Below are 19,338 nucleotides of genomic sequence, written 5' to 3'. Positions count from 1 at the left end.
GGCCGTCGGCCTGCCAGTGCCATGAACGGTGCGGTGCAGCAGGCTCGATATCCAGGCAACCACCCGCCAAGCTGCCGTGGAGGCCCGTACGGGGGCGCGTTCGTCCGGGGGTCCGGCAGTACCCCTTTCGCTGCCCGTCAGGCCGATGGGCCCGCCGTACGGTGGATGCATGGACCGCAGCAGCGAGATCCGCGAGTTCCTGCGCACCCGCCGGGCCCGGATCACCCCCGAACAGGCCGGCCTCACCCCCCACGCGGGGCCCCGCCGCGTTCCGGGGCTGCGCCGAGAGGAAGTCGCTCAGCTCGCCGGAGTCAGCGTCGACTACTACATCCGCCTGGAACGAGGCCGCACCCAAGGCGTCTCCCAAGCCGTCCTTGATGCCGTCGCCCGCGCCCTGCACCTGGACGACACCGAACGCGCTCACCTCTTCGACCTCGCCCAGCCCACCACCGCAGCCGCTCGGTCCCGAAGCAAGCGCCTGCTCGCCCCACAAAGAGTCCGCCCCGCCCTCTACCGGGCCCTGGACGCACTCAGTGTCCCCGCCGTCGTCCAGGGCCGGCGCCTGGACATCCTGGCCGCCAACCCGCTCGGCTACGCCCTGTTCGCGGACTTCGCCTCCCGCCCGCACCGCGACCGGAACTTCGCCCGCTTCGTCTTCCTCGACCAGGCCGCCCTCAGCCTCTACAGCGACTGGGAAAAAGCCGCCCGGGACACCGTGGCCGGCCTGCGCCTGTACGCCGGACGCCACGCCGACGACCCACAGCTCACCGAACTGATCGGCGAGCTGTCCCTGCACAGCGACACTTTCCGCCGGCTCTGGGCCGACCACGATGTCCGCGCCCACACCACCGGGACCAAACGCCTGCACCACCCCCTCGTCGGCGACCTCACCCTCGACTACGTCGTCCTCGCCGCCGAAGACGATCCCGAGCAGAGCCTCGCCATCTACACCCCCGAACCCGCCTCACCCTCCGCCGAAGCACTCGGCATACTCGCCAGCTGGACCAGCACCACCACGGCCGCGCCCACGCCGGAACAAACCCGCAATCCGCCCAGCTGACCTGATAGGTCGCCTCCGCAGCCGTCAGTGCGCCGCTTCCTTCACGCCGGAGCCACGGTTGCCCGGGAGGTACGCGGACGGCTCAGGTCCCCCGGCTCCCACTCGTTCTGCTCAACGAGGCGATCACAAGGTCAAACGAACCAAGACGGTTACACAGCGTTAGGCATCACTTCGCCGTAGCTATGGCGAGAGCAGGGCCGATACCGCAGAGCTGGCGGACAAACGGACAACCGCCAACCCCCGCCATCACTTGGGCTTGCCCGCCCAGCCCGGTCGTAGATCCGGCGTGGGTACGGGAATGCTCAGCACCGGCTCCGACAGCGTCCACGCCGCACCGGCCCCTTTCCACCAGGCGTCGCCCTGCCTCCTACGACCGGCTCTCGGTCAACTGGCCGGCGGTGTTCTCGATCCACAGCAGCATCCACTGGGCTTCGGCCCGCCATCCGGGGTCCGCGCTGTCGTAGCGGCCTTCCGCCGATGAGTTTCCGGGGGTTGTGCGGTCTACCCGTCGACGAAGGGAGCGCACCATGCGCGAGATCATCGTTTGTACGTTCCTGACACTGGACGGCGTCATGCAGGCGCCGGGCGGTCCGGACGAGGACGCTGAGAGCGGCTTCGAGCACGGCGGCTGGCAGAAACCGGTGTCCGACGACGAGGTCGGCACGGCCATCGCCGGTTGGTACGAGCACTCCGACGCGATGCTGCTCGGCCGCAAGACGTACGACATCTTCGCGTCGTACTGGCCGACCGCCGATCCCGACAACCCGTTCACCCATCGGATGAACACCATGCACAAGTACGTGGCGTCCCGGACCCTGACGTCCGTCGAGTGGCAGAACTCCACGCTGCTGGAGGGCGACATCGTCGAGGCCGTACGCAAGCTGAAGGCGTCCGACGGCGGCGACATCAACGTCGTCGGCAGCGGCGACCTCGCCCAGACCCTCATGCAGCACGGCCTCGTCGACGAGTACCGGCTGACCATCCATCCGGTGATCATCGGCACCGGCAAGAGGCTGTTCGCCGACGGAGCGATCCCCACTGCGCTGGAGCCGGTCAGTGTCTCGACGACGAAGGGCGGCACCGTCCTCGGCGTCTACCGGCCGGACGGTAAGCCCAGCTACGACAGCTACTAGGTCCTGTCCTCCGGCGGATCATGTGGAACTCCCCTCGTGCCGCTGGGTTTTGATGCCTACGGTGGTGGCTGACACAGCGGCGATGGGGAGGGGACAGAGTGATCGCGGGCTGCGTCATTGGAGAGAGAGGATGTGGCTGAACGCACCCCGCGCGATGGCCACCTGGCGCAACGTCGCCATCGGAGCCCTCCGCACGGCCGGAGCGAAGAACATCGCGGCCGGCCTCCGCCGCAACGCCCGCGGCCTCGCCGCCCCCTCGCACTCCTCGGCCTCGGGTGATCACGAACCGCACGTCATGCAACTACGCCGAAGCTCCCTGGGGCTCACGGGACCAGGGAAGGGCATCCCACCGGGACTCCGCCGACCGGCCTACTCGCCCGGCGCAACCCTAACGAAGCCCTCGGTCCAATCGTCCTCATCGAGCTCGCAGGCGTCGAAGTAGAAGCACTCGGGTTCATCACGGAAGCCTGGTAGAAGTCGAGCCTGACGCACACGCTCTTCAACCCGTTCGAGGGTTGAGTAGATACCGAGCAGCTTTACGTCGTCGCCGTCCGCCTCGTCGCAGAACACGCCGCTGTCATCGACGTGCACTGTCGAGCCGTCGTCGCCGGCTTCGTTCTGGTGGCCGACATGCCACAGCGGATACACGATCACGACGCGAAGCTACCAGCACGCGAGTTCGTGGGGCCCGCGACGTTCGGCGCGCCTCACCCCCTCGGGATCTCACGAACACAAACCGGGCATCACGCGACTTCGCCGAGGCCCTGCCTTCGTGGCGAGCATCAATTACCCGTTGAGCCGAGGCACGATGGTTGTCACAAAGGCAGGCTTGTTGTAGCCGAGTGGCCGTGGCGCTCTGCCCATGGTTCTCCTCGGGTGACGCGGAGAACAGCCGACGTCAGTCTCCGGCTGCCCGCCGCGCGAGGTTCTCGCGAAGTCCGGCCAGTCGGCTGATCTCGGCATCGAGGGCGGCGAGCCTCCGGCCGACGATCCCGGAGGCGGCTTCGCCGGGTTCGACAGAGCCACAGCGCGGGGGCGGGTCCTCGGCGAGCAGATGGAGGCGGTCGGCGCAGCTGCGCAGATCCTCGACGGTGAGTCCGAGGGCCAGCAGGTCGCGGATGATGCGGACTCGTGCGACTTCGCCGGGCCCGTACTCCCGCTGGCCTGAGGCCGTGCGGACTGGTGGGGGCAACAAGCCGCGCTGCTCGTAGAACCGCAGTGCCCTGGCCGTGGTGCCGGCTGATGCTGCCGCTTCGCCGATCCGCACTGTCTCCCACTCCCTGTCGCTGCTCGCCCACGGCTGCCGAGCCGCCGCCGCGTCATCAGCTACAACTCCACGACGACAGCTCCGAAGTGCCGGCCTTCGATCAATTCCTGCAACGCCAGCGGTGCGCGAGCAATGCCCGAGATCCGAGTGTGAGGGAATCTGATCTTGCCGGAGCGCAGCCACTCGCCGAAGCGGCCGATCCACTCCTTCTCCACGTCGGGGTGGTCCGCGCCGCTGTATCCGCGCAGCGAGATGCCCTTGACCACGAGGCGGTAGGCGTCGATCTCCACCGGCGCGCTACCGCCGGCCCGCTGCGCCGACAGCTGCCCCGACAGAGCCCCCACCAAGGCGAAGCGCGCTCCCTGCCGCGCCACACCGAGCGCCGCGGTCAGTTGCTCGCCCGCGACGGTGTCCACCAGAACGTCGATGCCCTCCGGGGCCGCCTCGGCGAGCTGGTCCGCGATGGACCCGGCCCCTCGTAGCACGACCGCGTCGTAGCCCAGCTCGGACACCAGCCGCTCCGCCTTCTGCGGCGAGCCGGTGCTGCCGATCACCCTGCTGGCACCCAGCAGCCGGGCGATCTGCCCCGCCAGGGAACCCACCGCTCCCGCAGCTCCGGTGACGAAGACCACGTCATTGGTACGGACGTCGACAAGGCGGGTCAGCGCACCATAGGCCGCCGATCCCTGGGCAAGGTACGCGACCGGATCGGGCAACGCATCGAACAAGGGAGTGCACTCGACGGCCGACACCAGTGCGTACTCCCGCCAGCCGCGCATGTGTGCCACGACGTCGCCCGTGCGCAAGGGGCTGTCGGCCGGGGCGGCAACGACTTCGCCGACGCAGGGGCCGAACAGAGTGTCACCGCTGCGCAGTGGAGGCAGCGGCACTCCGTCGGCCTCCCCACCGATCAAGGTGCGCAGGCCGGGGAAGACCAGGAAGTGTCGGTTCCTGACCAGTACGTGACCTGCTCCAGGTTCGGGCAACGGCGTCTCGACGACGACGAAGTCTTCCTGCTTGGGCAGCCCTTCGGGGATGGCGGCGAGCCGAACTTCACGGCCGGTACGGGGCAGGGCTGCACTCATGCGGGGGCTCCTGGACGGGTTGCGGGCAGCGGCTCGGCACGTGTCCGCCGCGGGGTGCGGTGACGTTAACCCTTGACCCGCACGTCAGGGTCAAGCCGATCCCGGCCGGCCTTCGAGAGGACCGAGCCCTCCGGCCCTGCGTTCGAGGGCCCCGGATCAGACGCGCCCCGCTCTCCTACCATGGGAGGAAACCGAAACAGGCAGCTCACCCTGTGCCAGCGGCGACAACTTCCGTGCTTCGGCCCACCCGTACCCGGACCCGAATAGCCACGCCGAACATGAGGCGAACCGTCAGGCCGCCGACGACTACCCGCGCCAGGAGGAGGAAGCGGCCGCTCTTCACCGCCTGGGCCAAGGGCTTCCCCGCTCGCCCCGAGGTCCCTCTCGTAGCAACGCCCACGTTCAGTCTCTACAGTCATCGCATGGCCACCGAAGACGAGCCTCCAAGCCAGCCCGACATCGCCGCGATGCTCACCGACCAGACGAGCGCGTGCAAGCCAGCACGCGAGGCCATCGCCGCCGGCGCCGAGGTAAGGGTTTTGGATAGGAAGGTGCCCCAGTGGATGGTCGCCGGCATAGCCGCAACGAGGTTGAAACGGTCGTTGGCCCGCGGCCTGCAGGAGATCATCGGCCTCGACGAGACCGTTGAGATCCTCGCGCGGCACCGCGGCGAGCAACTGCGTACCGGGAGCATCGACGCAGCAGACCGGCTCTGGTTCTTCACTCTGTACTTCGACGCCACCGGGACCGAGCTCCTGGCGTGCAGCGGTGTCAAACGCTCTCGGAGGCCCAGCACGAAGGTCTCTTTCGAGCCCAGGCCGAACGCCTAGAATGTCGCCGTCATCGAGATGCCGAGATTCTGCTCGACGACTTGGATCGGAGTCACCACCGCAAATCGCGCGGGGCCCAGGGCGCCGTCGTTGTCGACATATCCACTGCCGTGGAGCAGTCCGACGATGTTGTTGTCTCCGTCCAGGACCACGGAGCCGGAATCGCCCTGGTCCGAGAAGAAGATCGACTGTGGGAAATCGACCTTTACCTGGAACTGGCCGGTCAGCTGGCGCCTGATAGTGGGCTGTCCGGTAAGGGGATTGTTCACCGGCGGGAGGTGCGCGCACGTGGACATGTAGGTGCCGCGCGTCGAGGGGTGGCTGTTGTCGGTGGTGACGATGCCGAAAGTGAGACCGGTGGTCCTGCCTCGCTTGCGCACCAGCATTCCAGGGAATTCCGACCTCGTCCCGGCGACTGCGCCGACGTCGCGGATCTCCGCGGCTGTATCCACTTCAATCGAACAGATCGCCGCATCGGCCGTTCCGGAAAAGACGATTTCCGGGAAATCCCAGCTGAGAAGGCTGCCTATCCTGTCGCCCGGGAACCGGCCGAGAACGCCCGGCTCTGGCTGGATGATCTCCTGGCCGAAGTCGCGAAGGCTGTCGTGGGCGAGGACATGGTGGTTGGACAGCCCCACCGTGATGGGGGAGGGGGTTTGTGTGGTCTGCCCGATGGCCCCGAGCGTCCCGGCGGGGAAACCTGACGGACTGTTGGCGAAGCGAGCGGCGCCGACCGAGGTCCCGCCGGCCACCGGCCGGTGCGGCTCGGTGTCGGGAAGCGTGGCCGTGGGCTCGAATCTGCGCTGCAGGACGACCGCCGGGACGGACGACTGCTCGAGCATGAAATTGATTTCCTGGGGTATCTGTGAGACATCCTGAACGAAAATGCGGACTGCCAGGTCCTCGGGATCGAGGGATTCCTCGTCACGCATTCCTATGTCGAGTCCTGTCACTCCGTCCAGACCGAATATTACCGCCTCAAGGGACTCTTTGACAGCGATCATATCGTCGGATGCAGGCATGGTGTCTCCCCGATGCGCGGGGGCCTATGTGGCATTCCATTTCCAGGCTGCCAGGCTCTGCGGCAACGCGCCACTGGAACCGGTGGCGTTGATGGTGTCCGGCCCCGCCGTACGACTGACGTATGAGTTCGCCTCCACCTCGCTGGGCCTCATACGCCTCGACATTCAGCCCACTTCCTTGGTTCCCTGACGAAAAACGATCAGCCGACCGCAAGTTCAGTGGGAAGTCTCAGGGAACGGTGGTCATCCAACGCATTTGACGGAGGCTGACAACGGCTAACACCTGAGCTGAGTTGCCGTGAGTCAGGCTTGCGGCGGGGACGGCCGACCTGGCCGCGGACCGGCGGGATGGCGTCGAGTAGCGGCAGTAGTTGCGTAACGTCGTTGCGGTTGCCTCCGGTGAGGATGACCGCGAGAGGAGTGCCGCGCCCGTCGGTGATCAGATGGTGTTCGGAGCCGACCCGGCCCCGGTCGACCGGCGACGGGCCTGTGTGGATCCCCCCTTTCAGCGCTCGCACATGGCTGGAATCGACAAGGCAGCGCGACCAGTCGAGCCGCGATGCGGCATTGAGCTCGGCAAGGGGTGAAGCCCCCATGTGATCAGAATCCTCAGCCCGCCTTGCGGACACCACAGCCAGGGCCAAGGCACGTCACTGCGTTGACCGTTGTCAGCCGGAATGCGACATCACCCGTGAAGAGCAAGGGTGCAGTCGCGGATCTGCCAGCCACCTCTCGATGAGACCTGCTGGACTGATCGCGAAACGCACTGCCTTCACAGGACGGAACGCCATGCAGGCAACCACCACCGCTTCAGTCAACAGCAAACGTTTACCCCCTCGGTCCCCGCTGAGGGGGTGGCTGGCCGTGGTCTCGGTGATGCTGGGAATCTTCGTCATCGTTACCACCGAGATCCTGCCGATCGGTCTGCTGACCTCGATCGGATCCAGTTTCACCGTCTCGGACGGGATGGCTGGACTGATGATGACCATGCCGGGCTTTCTGGCAGCGATCGCGGCTCCACTGGTCACCGTGGCCACGGCGCGCTTCGACCGCCGACTGATGCTGTGCGTCTTCATGCTCTTGCTGGCACTGGCGAACTTCCTTGCCGCCGCGGCACCCGACTACTGGCTCGTACTGACCTCCCGGATCCTGGTCGGGATCACGATTGGCGGCTTCTGGTCGATCGGAGCCGGGTTGGCGGAACGACTGGTGCCGCCGGCCTCGGTCGGCAGGGCAACTGCTGTGATCTTCTCTGCCGTCCCGCTGGGATCCGTCCTCGGCGTGCCGACGGGCACCCTCATCGGAGATCTCGCTGGATGGCGAACGGCCTTCACCGTCATGGGAGCTCTGACGGTCGGCGTACTGATCATGCTGCTCTTGTTCGTTCCGCCGCTTCGTCCGGTCCAGACCACGCGGCTGAGCGTGCTCAACGGCATGCTCCGCAGCATCAACACTCGCTTCGCACTCCTGCTGACGTTCCTCGTTGTGCTGGCTCACTTCGGCACCTACACCTACGTGACACCATTTCTGGAACAGGTCACCCACGTCAGCGGTGGTCTGATCACTACATTCTTGCTGCTCTATGGTGCCGCCGGCATCCTCGGCAACTTCCTGGGCGGCGCCTGGGTGTCCCGGTATCCGCGGACCGTCCTCGGGCTCGCGGCCGCCCTGATCGCCACGGTGACCCTCCTGCTTCCAGTGTTGGGCCGCTGGGAGACCGGCGCAGTGATGCTGCTGATCGTGTGGGGCATCGCGTATGGCGCCGTGCCAGTCGCGTCGCAGACCTGGTTCTCCAAGGCGGCACCGCACGCACCGGAAGCGGCATCCGTCCTGTTCACCGCGGCTTTTCAGGCAACGATCTCGATTGGTGCACTCGTAGGGGGAGTCATCCTGGACCGCACCTCTCCGTCCGCGGTCATGCTGCTAGGCGGTTGCACCGCAGTGCTCATGGTCCTGGCAGTAGGGGCACGCCTCGTCGGGCCTGACGGCAACGAGCGGTCCTGAACACACAGAGATTCGCCCACGGATGCTTCTGTCGAACGCTGAGCGCATGGCCCTCGACGTGGCTTCCGCTCCGTCAGCCACTGACCACTCGACTCATGGTGTCAGCCGTTGTAAGGGCTCGTAACACGATCACGATCCGGCCTCTTTGAGGCACCTCCGGCAGATGAGGTTGCAGCTCAACGAGAGCAAGGCTTCGTGGCGTTCGAAGTGCCGCTCTCTGTAGACGGCCAGGCCCTTGAGCTTCCGAAACAGGCCGAAGATCCACTCAACGGCGTGCCGGCGGTCAGTCGGGTTAGGCGATCGCACGGCACCGACGTTCATACAGCCGTCCTAGACGGACGTATTGTACGTGCGTATAGATGTTGGCTACGGTGGACCCATGAACACCGACAACGCCAAGCGTTCCGCGCTCACCATCGACGGCCGCACCCTGTCCTACGTGGACTTCGGCGGACCCGGCCGCCCGCTGCTCGCCCTGCACGGGCACATGTCCGAGGGCATGTCGTACGCCGATCTCGCCGCCCGCCTCGCCCCGGACTGGCGGGTCATAGCGCCCGACCAGCGCGGCCACGGCGACTCCGACCGGGCGGCCGACTACAGCCGGGAGGGCTACCTCGCCGATCTGGAAGCCCTCATGGACCACCTGGGACTGGACCGCGCGGCCCTCCTCGGCCACTCGCTCGGCGCGATCAACGCCTACCAGTTCGCCGCCCGGCATCCCGAGCGCGTGACCGCGCTGGTCAACGGGGAGGGCTGTGCCGAGCTCGGCCTGGACGGCAGCAACCCGCTGGCGTTCGTGCTGAACCTTCCGGAGGACACCCGCCCCAGCCGGCAGGCGTTCGTGGCGCAACTGGGCCCGTTCGCCCCCTTCCTTGAATCCGCTGTTCGCCGGCGGCCGGACGGATCTTGGGGCCTGCACTTCCACCCCAAGGACATCTACGAATCCGAGGATCAGGTCCACGGTGACCACTGGGCAGACTGGACCGGCTCCGCCTGCCCGGCACTGCTGATACGCGGCGCCGAAGGCGGTGTGCTGTCGGCGGAGCAGGCAGCGCAGATGGTCGCTCGGCGGCCCGGCACCCGTCTCGTCGAACTGGAGACGGACCACTTCTTGTACGCCAACGACCCGGTCGGCTTCGCGGACGCGGTCCGGGACTTCCTCGCCTCGGCATAGCCATGGCCCGCGGCCTTTGAGGCCCCCACCGATGGATCACGATGCGGCCTTCTTGAGGCGCCTCCAGCAGATCGGGCTGCAGGCCAGTGAGATGAGAGCGTCGTGAAGTTCAAGGCGCCTCTCCCAGTGCACAGCCAGGGGTTTGAACTGGTGAAGCAGGGCGCAAGTCTGCTCCACGACGTAGCGCAGCTTGCCCAGGCCCTCGTAGCGCACACCTCGTACCGCCTTCAAGTCGTAGGCCTTGTCGCCCAGGACGGCCTCAGGGCGCTTACGCGGATGGCCAGGGCGTCCGGCTACCGGCGGACATGGTCCCCCCTTTGAGAGCCCTGATGTGGGACCGTCCGTGGCGCAGCCGTCCAGGTCCAGGAGGCCCGCACGACGCACTCGGTCAGCGAAACGGCGTGCAGGCGGGGCCAGATGCCGGCTTCGGTCCAGTCCCGCAGCGGCATCCGGAACACCTTGCCGAGCAAGATCGACAAGTGCAAGGCCTGCAGATCGACTCATTCTGAAACGATCAGTAAGCTCCCGGCATGTCTGGTCCGACGTTGGTGATCGAGTTGGCGGAGCCGCTCTCCACGGCTGCGCTGCGGGAGTTCCGCGCGTTGATGGCGGGGCTCTCCTCCCGCTTCGACGAGAGGCGGCCCGGGTTCTTCGACGTCAACGTGCCCGCAGAGCGACTGGGCGTCGAGGACAGGCGAGAGGAGGACTGGCGAAAGCCGTTCCCGCTTGCCCTGTTCGGCAGCACCCCCGCGGACGAGGAGTTCACGGCGCTGATGGGGTTCAATCCGCAGCGCGAGGACTGGCGTCGGCCCTTCCTGGTCTACTTGATGGGGCCGGGTGTCGGCGACGAGAGCACCTTCGAGGCTGAGCACGCGGACGAACTCGAGGCGGAGGCCATCCTCGGCTTCAAGCCGACCCACGCCGTCAATGTCAGCGCCGGCTGCAATCGCGAGATCGACCACGTGGCCACGGCCCTGCTGACCGCCGCTGTCATGGACGTCATCGGGGGCGTGGCCAAAGCCGAGCTGCTGGACGGACAGGCGTCGGTCGTCGCTGGTCTTCCGGGGGTGCTGGGGATCACGGACGACGACTGGATGGCGCTGGGGACGGCGGAGTTCCTGCGAGCCTGGGTTGGGCACCCCGCCTTCCGGCTGGTCAAGTAGCCCACCGGCGATGCCAGGACAGTCAGCCGTGCATCGACGCGTGCACATCGACAGGCAGCGTGAGGCATCGCGGTCTCCCCACCCTCGAGTTGATCGTGATCAGCGGAACAGCTGGGACCCGAGCGGGTGTTGCCGGTCGAAGCCGGGGAGGATCAGGAATGTCGCGCTCGCGGTTGTGGTGGTGAAGGGCAGCAGCGCGTCGGAGGTCTCCATGTGGGTGAGGGTGGCGGTGAAGGTCCGCAGGTCGTTCTGGAAGCTGATGAAGAGCAGACCGGGGGCGGGCTCGTCGGTGCTGTAGGAGCGGCGGAGCATGAGCCCCACACCGACCACGGTGGCGTGCGCTCTGCGCACGTGGGCGTCCGCGGGGACGAGATAGCGTCCGTCCGGTGTCTTGGCTCCGAGTTCCGGGCCCGAGGCGGCGGTGCCGCCGGAGAGGGGGACGCCGCTGGCCCGGCGCCGTCCGAAGACCGCTTCCTGTTCGGCTACGGACAGGGCTGCGAACCGCGACAGGTCGAGTTCCATACGCCGCAGTACGGCAAGGGTGCCGCCGGCGACCGCGGGGGGCCCGGCCAGCCACAGGTCGCGTCGTTGTTCGGCGCTCGTGTGCGGGCCCACGATGCCATCGATGAAACCGAGCGGGTTGCGTGGCGCGGTGAGGCCGTTGCCGACGGACACGTTCGTACCGCGGCGTGCGGACTGGCGCCAGCGTTCGCGGATGCGGTCACCGGCCTGGTCCAGAAGCGCGGCGGCGACGATCGGTAAAAGCAGCGCGTCGCTGGCGCAGATCTGTATCAGCAGGTCACCGCCGCGTGCATGCGGGGCGATCCGCTCCCGGGAGAATCGCGGGAGGTCGGCCGCGCCGGGCAGCGAGGCACCGGCCGTGCGCACCAGCCGGGGGCCCACGCCGACGGTCACGGTGAGGTCGCCCGGCGGCAGGCCCAGCAGCCGCGTGTCGGTCCCCGCTGTGAGTGTGCGGATGGCCCGGCCGAGTTCGGCCAGTAACGGGCCGGGAGCCACGGTGGCACCGAGGTCGGCCACCACGGCGAGCAGGTTGGGCTGGGCCGGCTGGGGGAGCGTGATGCCTGCCTGGTGGCGGCCCGTCGCAGGGACCGGCATGGGCGTGGCCCCTGGGGCAGGGGAGTGCCGGCCCGCCTGGGCGGAGTCCGATGTGCACCCGGCGGTCAGACCGGCGGCCACCATGGCGCCGACGACATCGAGGAACGTGCGGCGTGACGGGTGGGGGTCGGCTCGGCGCATGGGGTGCAGAGTGCCACACCCGACTCGCGCGTGCCGGTCAACCTCGGGATTCTGGTGTGGAATTGGGCGTCATGCCAGACTGGGATCATGCCTCGATTAGCTCTTCGCGTGTTGGCGACGGTAGTGGGCACGCTGACACTGGTGGCAGGCTGCGGCGGCGATGGCGGATCGGGCAAAGGCCGGCGTCCGGTCGGTGCGCATGTGACGATCCGAGTACCTGCCGACGCCCCGACGATCTCGGATGCGGTGTCCTTGGCCCGGCCCGGTGACCTGGTGCTGGTCGCGCCGGGCGTGTACCACGAGTCGGTGAAGATCGACACGGCGCGCATCACTCTTCGCGGTCTGTCCCGGGACAAGGTCGTCATCGACGGGCGGTTGCAGCAGCCGAACGGCGTCGTCGTCTCGGCGCCCGGGGTGGCCGTGGAGAACCTGACCGTAAAGAACAACACGCAGAACGGGGTCCTGGTCACCGGTTCGGCGAAGGCGGCCGCCGGCCTGCCGGGAGGAAGCGGCGGCTACGACACCGGCGACGAGCCCGTCACCTTCCTGAAGTCGTTCCTGGTCTCCCACGTGACCGCGACCCGCAACGGTCTGTACGGCATCTACGCGTTCTCCGCCCAGAACGGTGTCATCGAGCACTCGTACGCGTCGGGCGGCGCCGACTCGGGGATCTATGTCGGCCAGTGCAAGCCCTGCAACATCGTGGTGCGGGACAACGTCGCCGAACTCAACGCGGTCGGTTACGAGGGCACCAACGCCAGCGAGGACATGTACGTGGTCGGCAACCGCCTGGTCGGCAACCGGGTCGGACTCACCACCAACTCTGATCACCAGGAGAAACTGCTCCCGCAGAAGGGCTCCGTCATCGCGGGCAATCTCATCGCCGCCAACCAGCAGACGGCCACCCCGGAGCAGGCCGACGGCGGGTGGGGCATCGGCGTCGGCATCGACGGCGGCAGCGACAACCGGTTCATCCGCAACCGCATCGCCGGCAACCGCGACGCCGGGCTGATGATCACCGCGACCACCGACATACCTCCGGTCGGCAACCAGATCGTGGACAACACGTTCTCCGGCAACGGCGTCGACGTCGGCTGGACGTTCCCCACCGCCACGCGGGGACGGGGCAACTGCCTGCGGGGCAATGATCTGCGTACCACCGTGCCTGCCCGGCTCGCGACGACCGCGGCCTGCCCGCTTCCGGCCGGGTCGTCCTCGCCGGCCGGCACGTGGGCGGCGCCGACGGCACCCGGTGGCATCCCGTTCACCGAGGTCGCGGCGCCTGCTCCGCAACCGCAGTTCCCCGACGCCGCCACCACGGGCGCCACCGCTGTCCCGCCCGTCCCGGCCCTCCCGAAGACGGAGGGCATCCGGCTGCCGCCGGTGTCCCTGCTCGCCGCGAACGCGCGGGTGCAGACGTCCTGAACAGCGCTACCGGGTCCGGGTGGTTCCAGGTACCGGCTCGACCGGAACGTACTTGTGGGTGTCGAACTCGATGACTACCGGCTCCGGCTGTGAACCCACGCTGACGCGGACCCGGTACATGGTGCCGTCGGAGCCGATCCAGTAGCGCACGTTTCCCGTCGTACCGGAGCGGTCGCGGGAGGACGGTCCGGTCATGACGTCCGCCCAGCGCCCGTCCACCTGCTCCCGCCCCCTCCAGGCGGCGCCGTTCTGCGCCAGCAGTTGGGCGTTGTCCGGCCGGTCGCCGCCGAGACCGAGCGCGATGAACAGGGAGGTGTCCAGCGCGCTGCCGGACGACAGCAGCGGACGGTCGTACCAGCCCTGGCGGGGCGGCGACGCGGGTGCGTGCGCCGGGGCCTGCGTCATCGGGCGGACGCGCACCGAGGTGGGCGTCCACTGGATCAGCCCGTCGCTGGACTTGTCGCGCCCGGTGCCGTGCGCCACGCCGTAACCGACCTTGCGCCGAAAGTCGACGGACCCGGTGACGGTCAGCCCACCGGTAGTGCCCGGCACGGTGATCGTCACCGCGCGGCCCTGCGCCTGGTAGTTGCGGAATCGCGTGATCGCCAGCCGGCTCGCCTCATCCGTCGTCAGCGGGCGCGGACCGCCGGCGCCGGAGTCGCCGTCGGCGAGCAGCAACGCGGCCACCGCGACCACCGCGACGGCCGCGATGCCGATGACGGCCGCGGCTCGGCGCGACCTCGGCCATCGGCGCCGGTCAGCCGGACGACCCGGTGGGGCTTGCCGGATTCTCACGCTCCGCACGCGGTTCGACGCCGACACTCTCCGATTCATCCTTTCGATCACCACACCGTACGGCCGCCGCGGGCTCGCGACGGCACTGGGCAGTCCAGTGGCAGACCACGCCAAGGGCGGCCCTCGTGGACCGGCCAAGACATGATCTGCCCGACCGCGCCGCCCGGACGGCGCGGACGGGCAGATCACCGTTGTGCGGTTCGCTCAGTGGTGCCGGGCGCGACGGTTCCGGGTCACGAATGCGATGACCAGGCCCGCACCCACCAGCAGACCGACGAGGCCGATCATCTCCGCCAGCCCGGGCGTACCGGTGTTCGCCAGCGCACCCCCGCCTCCACCGGCCGGGGCCGGGTGGTTGGCAGGCGGCGCGGGCGACGGCGGCGAGGAGCCCGCGGGCGGTGTCGGAGCCGGTGTGGGAGTCGGCGTCGGTGTGGGAGTCGGGGTCGGGGTCGGTTCTTCCTTCGGGATGTACACCCCGGCGTCGATCGTGTGATCCACGCCGCCCGGCTTGTCCGGCGCCGTGACAGGCGCGTAGCCGTTGCACAACGGTCCGGTGGTCGGCGGGGTCACATTGGAGTCGTGCGCACGGTTGGCACCGGCCTGCGGGAGCGTGAACCTCAGCTCGCTCGCCGGGGGCTGCTCGGGCACCTGGCTGGTGTCCGCGGTGCACACGTCGAACTGCACCGTGTACTTCGCGCCCGGCGTGAGCTCGTACGCGGCGCCGACACCACCGAAGTAGTACTCGCCGGCGGCATCGGTCCTGGTCGTGGCGACCTGTTTGCCGTCCGCGTCCAGCAGGTTGATCGTCGCTCCCGGCAGCAGCACGTGCCCCGGGTCCTGGATCCCGTTGTGGTCGCCGTCGAACCACACGACGTTGCCGATCTGGATCGGCGCGTTCGCCGCCGCGTACGCGATGTCACCGAGTCCGCCGGCCTTGCCGAACCCGCCTTGTTCCCGGCTGACGAACTGGAACCCGTTGGCGGTCGGGTTGTTGCCCGGGCCCTGACCGGTCGTGATGTGGTGGTACCCGGTCCCTGAGGTCGCGACGTTGACGACCGGGTCGAACTCCGTGCTGACGACCCACTGCTGCTGCGGGATGAAGGCCACCGACCCCAGCGCGGTCTCCTGGTGCGCGTTGGCGTAAGAGTCGCCCGGGAAGTATTCGACGACATCGGCGGCCTGGCCGCCGTTGTTGGCGGGGGTGGCGTGGTTGGGGCAGCTCCCGGTGCCTTCCCACTGGTATTCACCGGTGGGAGTGGCACAGACCATGGTGATGTCACCACCGGACATGCCGTTTTCCGCCGTGTCGTTCCCCGGGCGGGGGTCCAGCCCTCCCCAACTGAGCACGTCCATGAACCGGTCGCGGAAACCCAGGATCATCGAGCCGTCGCGGGCGAAGGCGAGGGAGGCCAGTTCCGGCTGCGGATCGATGAAGACGTTGCCCGCCTTCCGCTCGTCCCACGTGTCCAGGCTGGTGTTCCACGGGTTCCAGTGGGTGGCCTTGTCGCCGGAACCGAAGACGCTGCCGCGCTCGTACGTGAGCGGGTGGCTCAGCACCGTGGTGAACCGCTTGCCGTCGTAGGTGGAGACGAAGGCCTTCAGGTCCGTACGCCGCTGCGTGCTCTCCGCGCTGCACACGCCGCCGACGTACAGCGTGTTGTCGTGAGCCTGGAGACCGAACGGCCGCCAGTCGTCGGGGCTTGCGCACCCCGGGTCCGGGATCGGGACCGTCGACTTGGGTGCCGCGGCGGTGGCGCCTGTCGCGTCGAAGCTCACCAGGCTGCGGGTCCGCAGGTTCACCGCGTACAGCGTGGAGCCGTCCTCCGACAGGGCCAGGCCACCGATGCTCTCCTTGCCCGGCGCGTCGGTGAACCCGGGATCCTTGATCATGTTGCCGGTGTCGTGCCGCGTCACCGCGGCGTCCGGCACCCGCGCGAACAGCTCCGGCGCACCCGAGCCGTTGACCGGCACCGTGTAGATCGCGCCCCCGCCCTGCGGCCCGTACGGGGCGTACCGGCGGGCGAACGCGCTCTGGAACAGCCGGGTCCGGTACGTGTCGTACGCCAACCCGAACGTCGTGCCCACCTGGTCCTGCGTGGCCAGCGTGGTCGGGCACGCCACATCGGTGGGACACGTTCCCCGGGTCTGCGTCCCGAACGCCACCAATGCCCGGTTGTCGGTGCTGTTGGCGCCGCTGTGGACCGGCACGAAGTACCGCGAGTCCGGCAGCGCGTAGTCGGCCGGATCCCACACCCCCGTCACCACCGAGGCGTTCTCTCCGTCCGACACGTCCACGAACGACGTGAAACTGTCGAAGTGGTTCTCGCTCGTCGACGCGGGCGCCGCCCGCAGATAACCGTTGTACGGCGCCGGGATGCTGACGTCGACGCGGTACCGGCCGCCGCTCAGCACGGTCGACGGCGACACCACGACCTTTCCGGTGGCATCCGTGACGCCGGTGACAACGTGCCCAGCGGGGTCGGAGACCTCTACCTTCATGCCCCGCTGCGGTACGTCCATCGTCGTGTTGATCACGCCGGTGCCGAAGAAGTCGCGCAGTACCTCGACCGTCAGAGTGCCGTCGGCGGTCGAAGCGGCGGCCGGTCCAGCCGTCGCTCCCACGGCGCCGCCTGCCAGCAGAAGAACAGATAACGCGACGCGCGCCGGTGGCTCCACCAGCCTCCAGGGTAACCGGCGCGAGTCTCTGCCGAGTCGGTTCATGGCATCACACTCCACACTTCTCTTGTCGTGAGAACGAAGCACTCGCTTCTCGCTGCACGCCGACTTCGTGACCCCGGACGCGGACGCAGGTCGCGAACGTCACGGAAGAAAAAAGGGCCCACTGCTGTTGCGTGGACCGCTTTGTGGTGATCATACGAGGATATTGTGGGTGAGTTGTAAGCGCCGCAGGCCAGGAAAAGCAAACGCGCGTTCACGACCCCGGGCGGGACCGCCCTTGGTTGCGTGTTTTTGCAGCTCAATCACAGTGCCTTCGCCCCCACCCCCGACCTCGCCGACCGCCATCGCGAGCAGCGCGCAATATCCTATCCCCTGGAGTCTCGCCGTCACCAGCAGAACCTCTCGCATCCATCGGATCCGCGACAATTTCCGAGCACTCAGAGAATGCGACCGGAAGAATGTGCGACTGGGAATGATGGCCGAATATGGTCCCATCGGGTCCGTGCCGTCCGGATGACGCGTCTGGGACGTGCTCGTCACACAGGGGCGTTGCGTGGTCGAGATCGGTCCCGTGCGCCGCCAATGAGCGGCTACGCGAGGCCGTGAACGGAGCGAACGTGGCGTGACGTGCGCGGTGTCGGCCATTGCCTTTGGTGGGGCGTCGTCGACGAACCCAGCCGCCGGTTCCTGCCGATGGCAGAAGCGTTGCCGGGGTGATGGAGGATTCGCAGCCAGCGGGCTGCCGTAATGTCAGGGGTGGATCCCGGCTCGACATCGGAGACCCACAGCGGGGTGCCGTCCGGGGCAGACAGGAACTGTATGTTGTCGCCGAACGCCTTGTGTTTTTGGCTGAACCACACGCCGTTGCCGTTGCCGTTGTCGCGGACGCCGGTGACACGGTCTGACGCAAGTGCATCACGATAGGGGCCAACAGTGCAGGAGCTCGGTTCCGCAGTCATGCTCGTCACGGGCGTCATGGCGTCCGGGAAGTCCACCGTTGCTCAACTGTTGGCCGAGCGGCTCCCTCGCTCTGTGCACCTGCGCGGCGACGGCTTCCGGCGGATGATCGTGTCCGGTCGCGAGGAGTTCACTCCGGAGCCGACCGCTGAGGCAACGGCGCAGTTGCGACTGCGCTACCAGGCATCCGCCGCGGTCGCGGACCTATACGCACAGGCGGGATGGACCGTCGTCGTCCAGGACGTCGTTCTCGGTGAGCACCTCGACCCCTACCTCAACGTCGTGACGTCCAGGCCCTTGTACCTGATCGTCCTCGCACCGACACCCGAAGCGGTTGCGGCACGCGAGGCCGACCGCTCCAAGAACGGCTATGGCGGTCCCTGGACGGTCGACATCCTCGACGACGCCCTACGTCGCGAGACTCCGCGTCGCGGGCTCTGGCTGGACACCTCGTGCCAGACGCCGGACCAGACCGTGGACCAGATCCTCGCTGACCTCGCCACAGCCCGCCTGACCGATTGAGAATCCATCGAGAGATCGCTGAGAAAACGTCAGTGAGTCCCATCTCGCCTCAGTGATCCATGAAGGTGATTGCCCGCTCTGGGGCGTGTCCGAGGGCGCGCCCCAGGGAGCTGCAACGACGATAGGGCTCGACAGCGGGCCTTCGAACCTGCCGCCTGGGTCGCGGCAGAGTTCCGTGGGACCCGGTCAGGTAATACCGTCTGGTTGACCGACCCGTCACACCGCGATGTCCTGCATGTAGCCCTGGGCCTGGTGCCGTTTGCGGGGATCTTCTTCCTGTGGTTCATGGGCGCGGTGCGGGACTACTTCGGGAAGGCGGAAGACAAGTTCTTCGCCACCCTCTTCCTGGGCGGTGGCCTGCTGTTCGTAGCGATGCTCTTCGTTCTCTCCGCAGCGACCTACGGGCTTTTGGCCTCGGCAGACACGTCGCAGGACTCTTCCCAACTCCAACTGTGGCGGTACGTGCGTCAGTTCGTCACCGCCCTGCTGTCCACCTACTGCACACGCATGGCCGCGGTGTTGACCCTGGCGACCACGACCATCGGGCACGGCCTGGATACCTTTCCGCGTTGGCTCATCTGGCTCGGCTACCTGGTCGCGGTGGTGCTGCTGTTCATCGACATCCCCTGGTCCGAACTGATCTTCCCGGTCTGGATTCTGCTACTCAGCAGTTTCGTCTTCCTGGCCGACCGCCACCATCGGGGCGCGGACACCCCCACTTCCTGACCCGCAGATCATGCTGCACTCCACCGTCGCTGACTCAAGTGGCGAGACGCTGCCGGCCATCCACCGCGGGCGATCGGCCGCGGGGTACGCGTCGTCGAAGAGGCCCACTGGGACGGCCTGCCCACGGGCAAGGGACGCCGCACCACCACCGGCGATGTCCCGCCCCGGCCCCGCCAGGAGCGTCCTCTGGGCAAGGAGACCGGACCGTTGCAGGCCCTGCTGAACCGGGCCGCGGCCAC

General features: G+C 67.9%; 16 protein-coding genes and 2 pseudogenes. 9 read left to right on the top strand and 9 right to left on the bottom strand.

Annotation, left to right across the window (positions count from 1 at the left end):
• Positions 1–169 precede the first annotated feature (169 nt).
• Entirely contained in the window at positions 170–1,060 is an 891-nt protein-coding gene (locus ACGFRF_RS32950) for a helix-turn-helix transcriptional regulator (RefSeq protein WP_393746253.1), read from the top strand.
• 527 nt (positions 1,061–1,587) lie between these two features.
• On the top strand, positions 1,588–2,193 hold the full coding sequence (locus ACGFRF_RS32945; RefSeq protein WP_393746251.1) for a dihydrofolate reductase family protein: 606 nt from the start codon (positions 1,588–1,590) through the stop codon (positions 2,191–2,193).
• A 369-nt stretch (positions 2,194–2,562) separates the two neighbouring features.
• On the opposite strand, the gene ACGFRF_RS32940 is transcribed toward ACGFRF_RS32945, so the two are convergent.
• The 3 genes from ACGFRF_RS32940 to ACGFRF_RS32930 form a co-directional block, all read right to left on the bottom strand.
• On the bottom strand, positions 2,563–2,847 hold the full coding sequence (locus tag ACGFRF_RS32940; protein WP_393746249.1) for a hypothetical protein: 285 nt from the start codon (positions 2,845–2,847) through the stop codon (positions 2,563–2,565).
• Between the two features lie 244 nt (positions 2,848–3,091).
• A complete protein-coding gene (locus ACGFRF_RS32935; RefSeq protein ID WP_393746248.1) occupies positions 3,092–3,460 on the bottom strand; it encodes a MerR family transcriptional regulator in 369 nt (122 codons plus the stop codon).
• A gap of 59 nt (positions 3,461–3,519) precedes the next feature.
• Positions 3,520–4,545 carry an MDR family NADP-dependent oxidoreductase gene (locus tag ACGFRF_RS32930; protein ID WP_393746246.1) on the bottom strand — a complete coding sequence of 342 codons (1,026 nt, stop codon included), beginning with the start codon at positions 4,543–4,545 and terminating at the stop codon, positions 3,520–3,522.
• Positions 4,546–4,967: 422 nt separating this feature from the next.
• Between ACGFRF_RS32930 and ACGFRF_RS32925 the strand changes: the two genes are divergently transcribed.
• Entirely contained in the window at positions 4,968–5,375 is a 408-nt protein-coding gene (locus ACGFRF_RS32925) for a hypothetical protein (RefSeq protein WP_393746245.1), read from the top strand.
• Here the strand turns inward: ACGFRF_RS32925 and ACGFRF_RS32920 are convergent.
• Positions 5,372–6,397, bottom strand: coding sequence for a hypothetical protein (locus ACGFRF_RS32920; RefSeq protein WP_393746243.1), 1,026 nt, complete (start codon positions 6,395–6,397; stop codon positions 5,372–5,374). The two genes, ACGFRF_RS32925 and ACGFRF_RS32920, sit on opposite strands and share 4 nt — an antisense overlap.
• A gap of 305 nt (positions 6,398–6,702) precedes the next feature.
• Positions 6,703–6,978, bottom strand: a pseudogene (locus tag ACGFRF_RS32915) (transposase); the annotation flags it as partial.
• A 208-nt stretch (positions 6,979–7,186) separates the two neighbouring features.
• Between ACGFRF_RS32915 and ACGFRF_RS32910 the strand changes: the two are divergent.
• From ACGFRF_RS32910 to ACGFRF_RS32900, 3 genes are all read left to right on the top strand, one after another.
• Entirely contained in the window at positions 7,187–8,401 is a 1,215-nt protein-coding gene (locus ACGFRF_RS32910) for an MFS transporter (protein WP_393746241.1), read from the top strand.
• Positions 8,402–8,780: 379 nt separating this feature from the next.
• Entirely contained in the window at positions 8,781–9,575 is a 795-nt protein-coding gene (locus ACGFRF_RS32905) for an alpha/beta fold hydrolase (protein ID WP_393746239.1), read from the top strand.
• Positions 9,576–10,105: 530 nt separating this feature from the next.
• Complete coding sequence (locus tag ACGFRF_RS32900) at positions 10,106–10,738, top strand: DUF6368 family protein (RefSeq protein WP_393746237.1); 633 nt, start codon at positions 10,106–10,108, stop codon at positions 10,736–10,738.
• 99 nt (positions 10,739–10,837) lie between these two features.
• Here ACGFRF_RS32900 and ACGFRF_RS32895 read toward each other — a convergent pair whose 3' ends face one another.
• Positions 10,838–11,995, bottom strand: a complete 1,158-nt coding sequence (locus tag ACGFRF_RS32895; RefSeq protein ID WP_393746235.1) for a Dyp-type peroxidase — start codon at positions 11,993–11,995, stop codon at positions 10,838–10,840.
• Between the two features lie 87 nt (positions 11,996–12,082).
• On the opposite strand from ACGFRF_RS32895, the gene ACGFRF_RS32890 reads away from it, so the two are divergent.
• Positions 12,083–13,420 (top strand): right-handed parallel beta-helix repeat-containing protein, encoded by a 1,338-nt coding sequence (locus ACGFRF_RS32890; RefSeq protein WP_393746233.1) that lies wholly within the window; start codon positions 12,083–12,085, stop codon positions 13,418–13,420.
• Positions 13,421–13,426: 6 nt separating this feature from the next.
• On the opposite strand, the gene ACGFRF_RS32885 is transcribed toward ACGFRF_RS32890, so the two are convergent.
• From ACGFRF_RS32885 to ACGFRF_RS32875, 3 genes and pseudogenes are all read right to left on the bottom strand, one after another.
• Positions 13,427–14,107: a hypothetical protein gene (locus tag ACGFRF_RS32885; RefSeq protein WP_393746231.1), complete on the bottom strand. Its 681-nt coding sequence runs from the start codon at positions 14,105–14,107 to the stop codon at positions 13,427–13,429.
• A 312-nt stretch (positions 14,108–14,419) separates the two neighbouring features.
• On the bottom strand, positions 14,420–16,837 hold the full coding sequence (locus ACGFRF_RS32880) for an SdrD B-like domain-containing protein (protein WP_393746229.1): 2,418 nt from the start codon (positions 16,835–16,837) through the stop codon (positions 14,420–14,422).
• A gap of 647 nt (positions 16,838–17,484) precedes the next feature.
• Positions 17,485–17,763, bottom strand: a pseudogene (locus ACGFRF_RS32875) (hypothetical protein); the annotation flags it as partial.
• Between the two features lie 106 nt (positions 17,764–17,869).
• On the opposite strand from ACGFRF_RS32875, the gene ACGFRF_RS32870 reads away from it, so the two are divergent.
• Together ACGFRF_RS32870 and ACGFRF_RS32865 are read left to right on the top strand one after the other, a co-directional pair.
• Positions 17,870–18,373, top strand: a complete 504-nt coding sequence (locus ACGFRF_RS32870) for an AAA family ATPase (RefSeq protein ID WP_393746228.1) — start codon at positions 17,870–17,872, stop codon at positions 18,371–18,373.
• Between the two features lie 204 nt (positions 18,374–18,577).
• On the top strand, positions 18,578–19,099 hold the full coding sequence (locus ACGFRF_RS32865) for a hypothetical protein (protein ID WP_393746226.1): 522 nt from the start codon (positions 18,578–18,580) through the stop codon (positions 19,097–19,099).
• The last annotated feature ends 239 nt before the right edge of the window (positions 19,100–19,338 follow it).

Source organism: Streptomyces sp. NPDC048521, from assembly GCF_043199855.1.
Classification (GTDB): domain Bacteria; phylum Actinomycetota; class Actinomycetes; order Streptomycetales; family Streptomycetaceae; genus Streptomyces.
This window is presented reverse-complemented; position numbering and strand designations above follow the sequence as displayed.